This is a genomic window from Kitasatospora sp. NPDC056731 (assembly GCF_040687675.1).
GTDB lineage: Bacteria > Actinomycetota > Actinomycetes > Streptomycetales > Streptomycetaceae > Kitasatospora.
The window spans coordinates 227,366-240,762 of sequence record NZ_JBFBNR010000011.1 but is presented as its reverse complement, the minus strand read 5'-3'; the positions used below and the strand labels follow the sequence as shown (position 1 = coordinate 240,762).

Annotated in this window: 11 protein-coding genes; 6 read left to right on the top strand and 5 right to left on the bottom strand. The window is 74.1% G+C overall.

Features of this window, described 5'->3' with window-relative positions; translation table 11 throughout:
* Window positions 1-162: 162 nt before the first annotated feature.
* On the bottom strand, window positions 163-882 hold the full coding sequence (locus tag AB0R04_RS14490) for a DUF2470 domain-containing protein (protein WP_363371070.1): 720 nt from the start codon (window positions 880-882) through the stop codon (window positions 163-165).
* Window positions 883-1,062: 180 nt separating this feature from the next.
* On the opposite strand from AB0R04_RS14490, the gene AB0R04_RS14485 reads away from it, so the two are divergent.
* Window positions 1,063-2,277 carry an MFS transporter gene (locus tag AB0R04_RS14485; RefSeq protein ID WP_363371068.1) on the top strand — a complete coding sequence of 405 codons (1,215 nt, stop codon included), beginning with the start codon at window positions 1,063-1,065 and terminating at the stop codon, window positions 2,275-2,277.
* A 113-nt stretch (window positions 2,278-2,390) separates the two neighbouring features.
* Here the strand turns inward: AB0R04_RS14485 and AB0R04_RS14480 are convergent, their stop codons facing one another.
* From AB0R04_RS14480 to AB0R04_RS14470, 3 genes are read right to left on the bottom strand one after another with little or no spacing between them, the layout of a single operon-like run.
* Entirely contained in the window at window positions 2,391-2,816 is a 426-nt protein-coding gene (locus tag AB0R04_RS14480; protein WP_363371065.1) for a RidA family protein, read from the bottom strand.
* Window positions 2,817-2,842: 26 nt separating this feature from the next.
* Complete coding sequence (locus AB0R04_RS14475) at window positions 2,843-3,592, bottom strand: IclR family transcriptional regulator (protein WP_363371062.1); 750 nt, start codon at window positions 3,590-3,592, stop codon at window positions 2,843-2,845.
* Between the two features lie 37 nt (window positions 3,593-3,629).
* Window positions 3,630-4,733 (bottom strand): sugar kinase, encoded by a 1,104-nt coding sequence (locus AB0R04_RS14470; RefSeq protein WP_363371060.1) that lies wholly within the window; start codon window positions 4,731-4,733, stop codon window positions 3,630-3,632.
* A 126-nt stretch (window positions 4,734-4,859) separates the two neighbouring features.
* On the opposite strand from AB0R04_RS14470, the gene AB0R04_RS14465 reads away from it, so the two are divergent.
* The 5 genes from AB0R04_RS14465 to AB0R04_RS14445 all read left to right on the top strand — a co-directional run bounded on the left by AB0R04_RS14465 (window position 4,860) and on the right by AB0R04_RS14445 (window position 11,421).
* Window positions 4,860-6,161 carry an alanine racemase gene (locus AB0R04_RS14465; protein WP_363371057.1) on the top strand — a complete coding sequence of 434 codons (1,302 nt, stop codon included), beginning with the start codon at window positions 4,860-4,862 and terminating at the stop codon, window positions 6,159-6,161.
* The gene (locus tag AB0R04_RS14460) at window positions 6,161-7,780 is read left to right on the top strand and encodes a D-aminoacylase (protein ID WP_363371054.1); all 1,620 of its coding nucleotides are present in this window, start codon (window positions 6,161-6,163) and stop codon (window positions 7,778-7,780) included. Before AB0R04_RS14465 ends, AB0R04_RS14460 begins: the two co-directional genes overlap by 1 nt.
* A 26-nt stretch (window positions 7,781-7,806) precedes the next feature.
* Window positions 7,807-8,433, top strand: coding sequence for a bifunctional 4-hydroxy-2-oxoglutarate aldolase/2-dehydro-3-deoxy-phosphogluconate aldolase (locus AB0R04_RS14455; protein ID WP_063350231.1), 627 nt, complete (start codon window positions 7,807-7,809; stop codon window positions 8,431-8,433).
* 181 nt (window positions 8,434-8,614) lie between these two features.
* On the top strand, window positions 8,615-10,195 hold the full coding sequence (locus tag AB0R04_RS14450; protein ID WP_363371050.1) for an alpha-amylase family glycosyl hydrolase: 1,581 nt from the start codon (window positions 8,615-8,617) through the stop codon (window positions 10,193-10,195).
* 173 nt (window positions 10,196-10,368) lie between these two features.
* A complete protein-coding gene (locus AB0R04_RS14445; RefSeq protein ID WP_363371048.1) occupies window positions 10,369-11,421 on the top strand; it encodes a hypothetical protein in 1,053 nt (350 codons plus the stop codon).
* A 263-nt stretch (window positions 11,422-11,684) separates the two neighbouring features.
* Here AB0R04_RS14445 and AB0R04_RS14440 read toward each other — a convergent pair whose 3' ends face one another.
* Window positions 11,685-13,223, bottom strand: coding sequence for an amino acid permease (locus AB0R04_RS14440; protein WP_363371046.1), 1,539 nt, complete (start codon window positions 13,221-13,223; stop codon window positions 11,685-11,687).
* Window positions 13,224-13,397: the final 174 nt, after the last annotated feature.

Here is a 13,397-nt window from a genome sequence, read left to right as displayed (position 1 = left end):
CGCACCGCCGCCTCATGCCACGGTGCGCCACCCTGCGTCCTGCGCATGATCACCGGCGAGACTTCTCTCGCGAGCCGGGCCGGCCGCTGTCGTTTCCGGGCCTTTTCGGGTGCCCCCGGGGTGAGTTGACGAGGCGTCAGGACGGCTCGCCGGTGGGCCGGTTCAGATCTGGTGGGCGGGCAGGCCATGCTGGGCGGCGCTCAGCAGCTCGTGCATCCGCTGCCCGAAGTCCTCGGTGGCGGCGGCCGGTTCGGGGAAGACCAGGCGGACGTCGCGGTGGCCGTGCGGGTGGTCCAGGCGCAGGACCAGGCCGTGGCGGTCCAGGGCGAGCGGGCGGACCTCCGGGTGCTGGGCGAGCAGGTCCGGGTCGAGCAGTCGGGTGAGGACGGCGAGGGCGTCGGCGTGGTCGTCGGCGAGGTGGGTGAGCATGGCGGCCTCGTAGCGGGCCAGCGGGTCGGGTGCGGCGTGGGCGAGGTCGCCGGCGGTGAGTGCACCGGTGCCGTACGGGGTGGAGAGGACGGCGTGGGCGACGTCCACGTGCAGGTGGACGCTGAGGCCGTCGTCGGCGAGGTGGGCCAGGTGCAGTCGGCCGGCCAGGGTGAGGCGGGCGCGGATCCGGTCGCGGACGGCGACGGGGGAGATGTCGGTGACGTCCAGGACGACGGCGAGTCCGTCGGTGGCGCGGGCGGCGGCGGTGGCGAGCGGGTCGCCCAGCGGGGCGCGCAGGCGCAGTCGGGAGCCGTGGACGGAGACCGGGGTGTCGAGGTCGTGGTGCTCGCCGCAGGCGCGGACGGTGAGCGAGGAGGTCGCGCTGAGCAGGCTCTGGACCCGCTCGGCGGTGGTGGGTTCGGGCACCTCGGCGTCGCCGGCGGGCAGGCTCATGACGGACCTCCAGGTAGTTAGGTGAGCCTAACCTAATCTCTGCTCGGGGGGTGTGGCAAGTGGCGTGGCCGGGGTCGCTGCCGTGGGGGATAGAAAGCGCTTGCAAGTACCTGCGGGTGTCTCGTATTGTCGACGCTGGTAGTTGCATGCGCAACGGTTCTCTCTGGAAAGCGGTCCCTCATGCCCCTCGCGCTCCTGGCGCTGGCGATCAGCGCCTTCGGCATCGGCACCACCGAGTTCGTGATCATGGGCCTGCTGCCCGAGGTCGCCGGCGACTTCTCGGTCGCCATCCCCACCGCCGGTCTGCTGATCTCCGGCTACGCGCTCGGCGTCGTGGTCGGCGGCCCGCTGCTCACCATCCTCGGCACCCGTGCCCCCCGCAAGGGCATGCTGCTGACGCTGATGGGCCTGTTCGTGGTGGGCAACCTGATCGCGGCCGTCGCCCCCGCCTTCGGGCTGCTGATGGTCGGGCGGATCGTCAGTGCCTTCGCGCACGGCGCGTTCTTCGGCATCGGCTCGGTCGTCGCCGCCGACCTGGTCGCCCCGCACAAGCGGGCCGGCGCCATCGCCCTGATGTTCACCGGCCTCACCGCCGCCAACGTGCTGGGCGTCCCGATGGGCACCCTGCTCGGCCAGCACTTCGGCTGGCGCTCCACGTTCTACGTCGTCGCCGGGCTCGGCCTGCTCGGCCTCGCCGGTATCGCGGCGCTGGTGCCCGTCCAGCCGCGGACCGGCGCCGCCCGGCTCGGCCCCGAACTGGCCGTCTTCCGGACCCTGCGGCTCTGGCTCGCGCTCGCCATGACCGTGCTCGGCTGGGGCGGCATCTTCGCGATGTTCACCTACATCACGCCGATGATGACCGAACTGGCCGGCTTCGCCCCGAGCAGCGTCACCTGGCTGCTCTTCCTGTTCGGCGTCGGCCTGTTCGTCGGCAACCTGCTGGGCGGCTGGTTCGCCGACCGCGCGCTGATGCGCAGCCTCACCGTGATCCTCGCGGTGCTCGCGGTGCTGCTGTTCGCCTTCACCTTCGCCGCGCACAGCAAGCCGGCCGCGATCGTCCTCATCCCGCTGATCGGGCTGTTCGGCTTCGCGACCGTCGCGCCGCTGCAGAAGCGGGTCATGGACCAGGCGGCGGGCGCGCCGACGCTGGCCTCGGCCGCCAACATCGCCGCGTTCAACCTGGGCAACGCGCTGGCCGCCTGGCTCGGCGGGCTGGTCATCTCCGGCGGCCTCGGCTACGACGCGCCGAACTGGGTGGGCGGGCTGCTCACCGCGGTCGCCCTCGGGGCGACGGTGTTCGCGGCGGCGCTGGACCGGCGCGGCGCGGCGGGCGAGGGGCGGGTCGTGGCGCGCTCGGGCGCCCCGGCCGAGCAGGGCGTGCCCGCGGGGCGGTGAGCTCCGGCCGAGCAGGGCGTGCCCGCGGGGAGGTGAACGAGGGGGACGGCGCAGGGCCCGGACGCCTGGTGCGCGTCCGGGCCCTTGCGGTGGTCGGGCTGCTCGACGGTGTTTCAGGCGACGACGGCCTGGGCGTCGATCTCGACCAGCATCGGCTCCTGCGGCAGCTCGACGAAGATCGTGGTGCGGCAGGGCTTCACGCCGCCGGGCTTGATGTTCTCGTCGATGAACTCGGCGTACACCTCGTTCATCAGCGGGAAGTCCGCCCGCTTGGTGAGGTAGACCCGGAACATCACCACGTCCTCGATGGTGGCGCCGCCGGCCTCGACGATCGCCTTGACGTTCTCCAGCGTGCGCCGGGTCTGCGCCTTCACGTCGCCGTGGTACAGGTACTCGCCGGTCGCCGGGTCCTGCGGGCCCTGGCCGGAGACCTGGAGGATCGGGCCCTTGCGGACGCCCTGGGAGAACATCCAGGCGGGGGCGGGGGCGCCGTCGGTGCGGATCTCGGTCTTGCCGTTGGTCGGGTGCTGCTCGCTCATGAGGTTCCTTACGGTCTGGCGGCTGATCAGTTGTGGTCCGGGCGACCGCAGTCGGCCGAGATGGCGCGGGTGGTGGCGAGCAGCTGCGGGAGGAGGTCCAGCACCTGCTCGTAGGGGAGGACGACGTCCGGCACGGAGATGGACGCGGCGGCGACGACCCGGCCGCTGGCGTCCCGGATCGGGGCGGCCACGCAGTTGATGAACGCCTCGTGCTCGGCGTGGTCCTGCGCCCAGCCCTGGACGGCGACCTTCTCCAGCTCGGCGAGCAGCGCCTCGGGCGTGCCGAGGGTGCGCGGGGTGTGCGGGGTGAAGTCGATCCCGGCGGCCACCCGGCGGCGTTCGGGCAGCGGCAGGTCGGCGAGCAGCACCTTGGAGACGGCGGCGCTGTGCAGGGCGGCGCGCAGGCCGATCCGGGAGTACATCCTGACCGGGTGCCGGGAGTCGAACTTGTCGATGTAGACGACCTCGCCGCCCTCGTACGCGGCCAGGTGCACGGTCTGGCCGGTGGTGGCGTTCAGCTCGGCCAGGTGCGGGGCGGCGATCCGGCGGACGCCGCGCTGTTCCAGGGCGAGGCCGGAGAGGGCGAACAGGCCGGCGCCCAGGTGGTAGCGGTAGGCGGCGTCACGGTAGACGAACCGTTCCTCCTCCAGGCTCTGGAGCAGTCGGAGCACGGTCGTCTTGTGGACGCCGAGCACCTCGGCCAGCTGGTCGAGGGAGCGCTCGCCCTCGCCGAGTTCGGCGAGCAGGCGCAGGGCGCGGGTGACGGTCTGGCTCATCGTGCTCCGCCGGGGTCGTTCGGGCTCGGGTTCGTGCTCATTGTGCCCGGGCCCGCCGGGCGTCGCGGGACCGGTCTGCGGGGACGGCCGGGCCGGTGATGCCCTCCACCGAGACCCGGGTGGCGGCCCAGTCGGCGGGCGAGGCGTCGAGCAGCGCGGCCACCACGGCGGCGGGCGGCAGTTCGGCCTGGTCGCCGTGGGCGGTCAGCGCGCAGGCGGCGCTCAGGTGGCCGAGCCGCAGCCGGCGGCGCTGGTCCAGGCCGCGGACGGTGCCGGCCAGGTAGCCGGCGGCGAAGGCGTCGCCCGCGCCGGTGGCCTCGACCACCTCGACGGCCAGGGCCGGTTCGCTCACTGACGTGCCGTCCCGCTCCAGGGCGGTGACCAGCCGGGCGGCGTCCTTGACCACCACGGTGGCCGGGGAGGCGAAGCGGCGGCGCAGCGCGACCGGCTCCCCGGTGCCGAACGCGGCCTCGGCCTCGTCGGCGCCGATCAGCAGCAGGTCGGCGGCGTCCAGCAGCGGCGGCAGGACGGCCGGGTCGCGGTCGTGCCAGAGCGCGGGGCGCCAGTTGAGGTCGAAGCTGACGGTCCGCTCCGGGCGGCGGTCGGCGAGCAGGGCGCGCAGCAGCGCCAAGCAGTCGTCGGAGAGCGCGGCGGTGATGCCGGACAGGTGCAGCAGGCGGGCGCCGGACAGCAGCCGGACGGCCGCCGGGTCGGCCAGCAGGGCGGGGGAGAGCGCGGCGGCCGCGGAGCCGCGCCGGTGGTAGTGCAACCGGCTGCGGCCGGGGCCGAGGTCGTGGTGGTGGCCGGTGGCGCCGCCGACCTCCTTGAGGTACAGGCCGGTGGGGCGGTGCGGGTCGACGGCGACCGCCGAGATGTCCACGCCGCGGGCGGCGACCTCGGCGAGCAGCCGGCGGCCGAAGCCGTCGTCGCCGACCCGGCTGATCCAGGCGGTCGGCACGCCGAGCGCGGCCAGCGCGCCGGCCACGTTGGACTCCGCGCCGCCGACCGACAACCGGAAGTTCTCCACCGCCTCCAGCGGGCCCGGCCGGTCCGGCAGCAGCACCGCCATGGACTCGCCCACGCACACGGCCGTCGGGGAAGGACCGGGGCGGGCCGGGCCCGGGGTGTCCTGTCGCGGCATCTGCTGGGCTCCTCCGTCTGCGGCGGCCGTTCCGTTGACCGTGATCCGGCGCCGATGCTAGAACCGTCATGCCAACATGTGCAACCCTCATTGCACATGTTGCAACACGGCAGATGGAGGAAGACGGTGGAGCAGACCTTCGCAAGCATCGGCACCGGGCCGGGCATCGACGACGGCGCGGTGGCGGCCCTCGCCGACGAGACGCTCGACTGGCGGTTCAAGGCCGCCCCGCCGGAGGCCTGGGGGCACTCCGTCCGCGACTGGCTGGCCACCGGGCCCACCCTCACCGGGCTCGGCACCCCGCTGCTCACCCTGGACGGCGCCGCGCTCGACCACAACCTGCGCACCATGGCCGACTGGTGCGCCAAGGCCGGGGTCGCGCTCGTGCCGCACGGCAAGACCACCATGGCGCCCGCCCTCTGGCAGGCGCAGCTCGTCGCCGGCAGCCACGGCATCACCCTCGCCAACCTGCCGCAGGTGCGCGTCGCCCGGGCCTTCGGAGTCGAGCGGATCCTGCTCGCCAACACCCTGCTCGACCCGGCCGGACTGGCCTGGCTCGCCGCCGAACTGGCCGCCGACCCGGCGTTCGCCTTCGTCTCCTGGGTGGACTCCACCGAGAGCGTCCGGCTGATGGACGAGGCGCTGCGCGCCGCCGGTGCCCAGCGGCCCGTCGAGGTCCTGGTCGAACTCGGCGGACCCGGCGGGCGCACCGGCGCCCGCGGCGTCGACGCGGCCGTCGAGATCGCCGCCGCCGTGCTGCGCGCCCCCACCCTGCGCCTCGCGGGCGTCGGCGGTTACGAGGGCGCGCTCGCCCACGACGCCACCGCCGACGGGCTGGCCACCGTCCGCGGCTACCTCAAGGCGCTCGCCGACCTGCACGGCCGGCTCGCCCGCGCCTACCCGGACGACGCCCGGCCGATCGTGACGGCCGGCGGCAGCGCCTACTTCGACCTGGTCGTCGAGGAACTCGCAGGCCTGCCGGAAGCCCTCGTGGTCCTGCGCTCGGGCGCGTACATCGCCCACGACGACGGCTTCTACCGGGGCATCTCGCCGCTGGTCCGGGGCGCCGGTGCCACGCCGTTCCGCAGCGCGCTGCACGGCTGGGCCCGGGTGGTGTCCCGGCCCGAGCCGCAACTGGCCCTGCTGGACGCCGGCAAGCGCGACCTGCCCTTCGACGAGGGCCTGCCCGAGCCGCAACACGTGCGCGGCGGCGCCGAGTTGACCGGCACTGCGGCCCGGATCACCGCACTCAACGACCAGCACGCCTTCCTGCGCGACGCGGGCGACCTCGCCCCGATCGGAGCGGTGCTGCGACTCGGCGTCTCCCACCCGTGCACGGCCTTCGACAAGTGGACCGCGATCCCGGTGCTCGACTCCGCCGACGCGGCCGAGCCGAAGGTCACCGGGCTGGTCAGGACGTTCTTCTGATGGCGGGCGGCAGAGCGCCCGACACCGTCTTCCGGGGCGCCACCGTCGTCGACGGCACCGGCGCGGACCGCTACCGGGCGGACGTGCGGATCGCCGACGGGCTGATCACCGGGATCGGCCCCGGCCTCGACGCGCCGACGGTGGTGGACGCCGACGGGCTGGTCCTCGCCCCCGGCTTCATCGACATGCACGCCCACTCCGACCTCGCCCTGCTGCTCGAACCCGAGCACCCGGCCAAGGTCACCCAGGGCGTCACCTGCGAGGTCCTCGGCCAGGACGGCCTGTCCTACGCCCCGGTGGACGACACCACCCTGCCCGCGCTGCGCCGCCAACTGGCCGGCTGGAACGGCGATCCGGAGGCCTTCGACTGGGACTGGCGCGGCGTCGCCGGCTACCTGGACCGGATCGACCGCACCGGCGTCGCCGTCAACGCCTGCTACCTCGTCCCGCACGGCTCGCTGCGGATGCTCGCCATGGGCTGGGCCAACCGGCCACCCACCCCGGCCGAACTCGACCGGATGCGCCAGGAGTTGGCGCAGGGCCTGCTGGACGGCGCGGTCGGCATGTCCAGCGGCCTCAGCTACACCCCCGGGATGTACGCGGACACCGCCGAACTGGTCGAGCTGTGCACCGTGGTCGCGGCCTACGGCGGCTTCCACGCCCCGCACCAACGCTCGTACGGCGCGGGTGCGTTGGAGGGCTACGCGGAAATGGTGGAGATCGCCCGGCGGACCGGCTGCGCGCTGCACCTGACCCACGCCACGATGAACTTCGGCGTCAACCGGGGCCGGGCCGGCGAACTGCTGGAACTGGTCGACCAGGCACTCGCCGACGGCGTCGACCTCACCCTGGACAGCTACCCCTACCTGCCCGGCTCCACCACCCTGGCCGCCCTGCTGCCCAGTTGGGCCACCGAGGGCGGCCCGGAAGCGACCCTCACCCGGCTCGCCGACCCGGCCGCCCGCGAGCGGATCCGGTACGAGGTGGAGGAGAAGGGCAGCGATGGCTGCCACGGTGTCGTCACCGACTGGGCGACGATCCAGATCTCCGGCGTCCGGACGGCCGAGCTGGCGCGGACGGTCGGCCGGACCGTCGCCGAACTCGCCGCCGAGCAGGGCCGCAGCGGGACGGAGGTCTTCCTCGACCTGCTGCGCCGCGACGAACTGGCCACCACGATCCTCCAGCACGTCGGGCACGAGGAGAACGTCCGGGCGATCATGCGCCACCCGGCGCACACCGTCGGCAGCGACGGGCTGCTGGTCGGCGCCCGGCCGCACCCGCGCGCCTGGGGCACCTTCCCCCGCTACCTCGGCCACTACAGCCGGGAGTTGGGCGTGCTGACGCTGGAGGAGGCCATCGCCCGGATGACCGGCCGGCCCGCCGCCCGGCTCGGGCTGCACCGGCGCGGCCTGATCGCCCCCGGCCACCACGCCGACCTGGTGCTCCTCGACCCCGAGAAGGTCCGGGACGCCGCCACCTTCGAGTACCCCCGGCTGCCCGCCGAGGGCGTCCAGCATGTGTACGTCAACGGCACCGCCGTCGTCCGGCAGGGCCGCACCACGGGCGCCCGGCCCGGGCGCGCCCTGCGCCGCACCGACCGAGGAACCAGATCCCTGTGAATCCCCCCTCCGTGAATCCTCCCTCCGTGAACCCCCTCGCCGACCTGCGGGACGACCCGGTGATCGCCGTGGTCCGCGCGCCCCGCATCCCGGACGCGGCCGCACTGTGCGCCGCGCTCGCTGACGGCGGCATCAACTGGACCGAATTCACCTACACCACACCGGAGGTGACGACGCACCTGCGGCGTGCCGCGGACGCGGGCTGGCGGGTCGGCGTGGGCACCGTGCTGACCGCCGAGCAGGCCGAGCGCGGGGTCGCGAGCGGGGCGTCCTTCCTGGTCACCCCCGGCTGCCGGCCCGAGGTGGCGCAGGCCGCCCGGGCCGCCGGGGTACCGGTGGTGCTCGGGGCGCTCACCCCGACCGAGGTGGCCCGGGCGGTGGACCTCGGGGCCGCCGCCGTGAAGATCTTCCCGGCCCGGGCGTTCGGCCCCGGCTACTTCAAGGACCTGCGCGGCCCGTACCCGGACGTCCCGCTGGTGGCCTCCGGCGGGGTGAACGCGGGCAACGCCGCCGACTTCCTGGCGCACGGCGCGCTCGCGGTCTGCGCGGGCACGGACGTGGTGCCGCCGGACGCGGTCGCGGCGGGGGACTGGGCGGAGATCACCCGGCGGGCCCGGGCGTTCACCGCGGCGTGCGCGGTGGCGCGGGCCTGAGGGGCCGGCGGGTGGCGGGGCGCCGGGGCGGTCGGTCGGCGGGCTGTCGGCGCGGCCGGGGATGGGCGAGAATCGTGCTCCCCAGCCCCAGCCCCGGCCCTGGCCCCGGCCCCGGCCCCAGCCCTGGCCCCGGCCCCAGCCCTGGCCCCGGCCCCCGGATCCGGCAGGAGGACCCACCCCCATGACCTCGCCCCGCCCCGGCCCCGATTGGCTGGCCGACGCCGTCCTGTACCAGATCTACCCGCAGAGCTTCGCGGACTCCGACGGCGACGGCATCGGTGACTTCGCCGGCATCGCCGCGCACCTCGACCACCTCGCCTGGCTCGGCGTCGACACCGTCTGGCTCAACCCCTGCTTCGCCTCCCCGTTCCGCGACGCCGGCTACGACGTCGCCGACTACCTCGCCCCGGCCCCGCGCTACGGCGGCACCGAGGACCTGGTCGCGCTGGTCGAGGCCGCCCGCCGGAAGGGCATCCGGATCCTGCTCGACCTGGTCGCCGGCCACACCTCCGACCGCCACCCCTGGTTCCTGGCCGCCGCCGAGGACCCGGCCGACCACCGGTACATCTGGTCCGACCAGCGGGTGGACGGCTTCGTCGCCTCGCCCGGCAGCCGCCCCGGCTGGTACCGGCCGAACTTCTTCGACTGCCAGCCCGCGCTCAACTTCGGCTACGCGCGCCCCAGTTCCGGGGAACCCTGGCGCCAGCCGGTGGACGCCGAGGGCCCGCGCGCCAACCGGGCGGCCCTGTGCGACATCATGGCGCACTGGCTCGGCCTCGGCCTGGCCGGCTTCCGGGTCGACATGGCTTCTTCGCTGGTCAAGGACGACCCGGGCCTGGTGGAGACCGCCAAGCTGTGGACCGGGCTGCGGGGCTGGCTGGACCGCGCCCACCCGCAGGCCGCGCTGTTCGCCGAGTGGGGCGATCCGGCGGCCGCCGTCGCGGCGGGCTTCCACGCGGACTTCTTCCTGCAGTTCGGCGGCGCCGACCACGGCCTGCCGCTGCGCTCGCTGTGGAACAACGGCGCCGGCACGGTCGAGGAGTTCTGGCAGCAGGGCCCGTGCTACTTCGAGGCCGAGGGGCGAGGCACCCCGCAGGTGTTCCTGGACGCCTGGCGCGCCGCCGCCGAAGCGACCGAGGGCGTCGGCCACATCGCCCTGCCGACCGCCAACCACGACTTCTCCCGGCTGGCCACTGGCCCGCGCACCGACGAGCAACTGGCCGCCGCCTTCGCGTTCCTGTTCACCTGGCCCACCCTGCCGGCCGTCTACTACGGCGACGAGATCGGCATGCGCTACCTGCCCGGACTGCCCGACGTCGAGGGCAGCGTGCTCGGCCCGCGGTACAACCGGGCCGGCTCGCGGACCCCGATGCAGTGGGAGCCCGGGCCGGCGGCGGGCTTCTCCAGCGCGCCGCCCGAGCGCCTCTACCTGCCCGTCGACCCGGACCCGCGGCGCCCGGACGCGCTCTCCCAGCGGGCCGATCCGACCTCGCTGCTGCACACCGTCCAGCGGCTGATCGCGCTGCGCCGGGCGCATCCGGGGCTGGGCGCCTCCGGCGGGGTGGAGGTCCGGCACGCCGGGTACCCGCTGGTGTACACCCGGGCCGGACGGTACCTGGTGGCGGTGAACCCGCGCCGGGAGCCGGGGGTGGTGCGGCTGGAGCACGGCGGGGTGCGCCCGCTGGAGGTGCGGGGCGTGCGGGTGGCGGACGGGGAGCTGCGGGCGGACGGCTTCTCGTACGGCGTGTTCGAGCTGTCCTGAGCGTTCGGCCGTGGCCCCGCTGGGGCGGGCGGCTTTCGATCGGCGTCAGATAGTTGTAAGCTACATCCATAGATGGTTGCATTTACCACCTGATGTGGGTGCGCGTGGCACCTTTGATGGTTGCATTTGCCACTCATCTCCACTCGACGCCACCGGAGGACGGTACGAACGCCATGAGCACACCCCAGACCCCCGCCGCAGCGCCCGCCCTGGGGCACTCGCTCAAGCACCTCGCCGTCCACCTGATCACCCCGCTGCTGATGTGCCTCGGCATGGCGCTCGCCTACCAGGGCGCCTTCCACCAGCCCGAGCCGCACCACCTGAAGGTCGCCGTGGTCGGCACCACCCCGCAGGCGCACGGCCTGGCACAGGCGATCCAGGCCAAGGCCGGGGCGGCGGTCGACGTCCGCACCCTGCCCGACCGGGCGACCGCCGAGCAGCAGCTGCGCGACCGCGACCTGGTGGGGGCCTTCCTCCCGGACGCCAGGAGCCCCGAACTGCTCGTCGCCAAGGGGAACTCGGACACCTCGGCGGTGGCCGCCACGGCGGTGTTCAGCAACGTCACCGACCGGCAGGGCGTGCCGCTGCACGTCACCGACCTCACCACCCCGGCCGAGGGCGACCCGACCGGCCAGGGCCTGTTCTTCCTGCTGGTCGCGCTGAGCATCGGCTCCTACGCCAGCGTCGCCGTGATCGGCGCGGCCGGCGCCGGGCTGAGCATGCGGATCCGGGCGCTGGTCGGCGTGGCGGTGTCGCTGGTGGTGAGCGTGATCGGGATCGTCACCGCCGGACCGGTCTTCCACGTGGTCGACCACGACCTGGCCGCGGTGTGGGCGCTCGGCTGGCTCTACTCGGCGGGCGTCGTCCTGATCGGCATCGGCCTGCACAGCTTCCTGAAGAAGTGGACCACCCTGGCCCTGATGGTGCTGTTCGTGATGCTGAACTTCACCAGCTCCGGCGGCGTCTTCCGGCCCGAGCTGCAGAACGGCTTCTTCGGCGCGCTGCACGGCTTCTGGACCGGCGCCGGCTTCCTGGAGGGCGCGCGCAGCATCCTGTACTTCGACGGCGGCGCGGGCCTCGGCGGGCACGTCGTGACCCTGGTGGTCTGGCTGCTGCTGGGCGGGGCCGCGCTGGTGGCCGCCGCGCTCCACGAGGGGCGCGGGCGCCGGGGGGTGGAGAGCCCGGTGGAGGCCGAGGAGGAGATGGCGGAGGCGGTCGCGGTCTGACCGCACCGCACGTGAGTACTTCACCCGCCGCCAAGGGCATCGGCACCGGGTGGGGACCGACGGCCCGCGCCCGGCTCTGGACAAGCCGGACGCGGGCCGGTTTCGCGGCTCCGGTTCTGTGGCTCCGGGCTCATGGCTCCGGTTTCGTAACTCCGGTTCCGTGACTCCGGGTTCATGACTCCGGGCTCATGGCGCGCCTTCGGGGTGCCCGTCGTCCGGGGCGCGGCCGGAGGCGGCGACGGGGATTCCTCCAGGGGTGAGGGTCATCGGGCGTCCCCGGCGGGGGTCGTCGCGTCGCCGGACGGGGCGTCGCTGCGCAGGTGCGGGCGGGCCAGCAGCAGGTAGAGCCCGCCGGCCGCGAGCACCGCCACGGCCGAGAGCAGCACGAGGTAGTCGTCGTACCAGGCGGCGTCCGGGGTGCGGCCCCAGCAGATGTTGACGATCGCGGCGAGCCCGTACACCAGCGCGCCGATGTTCACCGCCAGGCCCCAGCGGCCGAGCCGGAAGTCCCCGCTCGGGCGCCAGCCGCGCAGCCGGGCGCGCAGGGCGGCCAGCACCACCATCTGGAAGGCCAGGTAGATGCCGATGCTGGAGAAGGAGATGATCTTCGTCAGGGCGCCCTCGGAGAGCGCCGAGGCGCCGACGATGATCACGCCCGGCACTGCCGCCGCGAGCAGCAGCGCGTACGGCGGCACCCGCAGGCGGTCCGAGACGGTGGCGAGCAGCCGGCTGCCCACGATCATCCGGTCCCGGGCGAAGGAGTACGCCAGCCGGCTCGCCGCCGCCTGGAGGCTCAGCACGCAGGACAGGAAGGAGATCAGCACCACGCCGATCACCACCCGGGCGCCGGTGGCGCCGAACGCGTCGTGCAGCACCGAGGCCACCGGGTCCTTGTCGTCGCCGGAGACCACCGCGCCGATGTCCTGGATCGACATCACCAGCGCCAGGCTGACGCCGATCGCCGCCGCGCCGCCGACGTAGAGGGTGCGCCGCATCGACTTGGGGATCTGTCGACCGGGGTTCGGCACCTCCTCGGCGACGTCGCCGCACGCCTCGAAGCCGAAGAAGAGGAAGACCGCGATCAGTCCGGCGGCCAGGAAGGCGTCGGTGTACGAGCCGCCGTCGCCCGCGCCGAAGCGGTCGAAGACCACGCCGAGGCCGTGGTAGCGGTGGGTCAGCAGCAGCCAGGCGCCGACCGCCAGAGCGCCCAACAGCTCGGCGGCGAAGCCGAACACGGCCGCCGCCGACAGCACCTTGGTGCCGCCCAGGTTGATCACGGTGGCGAGCAGCAGCAGGCCGAGCGCGCACCAGACGGTCGTCGCGGTGCTCGGTTCGACGTCCAGCAGCGCGGCCACGTACGGGCCGGCGCCGTAGGAGACCGCCGCGATGGTGGACATCAGCGCCAGCAGGTACACCCAGCCGGTCAGCCAGCCCCAGGTGCGGCCCCAGAGCCGGCGTGCCCACGGGTACACCCCGCCCGCCACCGGGAACTGGGCGACCACCTCGCTGAACACCAGCGCCACCAGCAACTGGCCGACGCCGGCGATCAGGAAGCTCCACACCATCGGCGGGCCGGCGGTCGCGAGGGAGGAGGCGAAGAGTGTGTACACGCCGACGACCGGGGAGAGGTAGGTGAAGCCGAGGGAGAAGTTCGCCCAGAGGCTCATGTCGCGTTTGAACTCGGAGGTGTAGCCGAGGGCGGCCAGCCGAGCGGCATCGGCATCGGCGTCGGCACCGATGTCGGGGCCCTGTGGGGGGAGAGGGCCGGTCGGGGAGGTGGCACGTGCGCTGGCATCGGTCATGACCTGCTCCTGCTCCTGGGAACGTGGCGTGACGCGTGAGGGCTTCCCGGGGGTGGTGCTCGGACCGGGATCGCGGGAAAACATACGAGATCGGGTTTCTAGCGGCAAGGGTGCGTGCCCGACCGGGAGGTACCCTGCCGGGAGCACCCAGTCCGACGGTGATCGAGGAGGGGG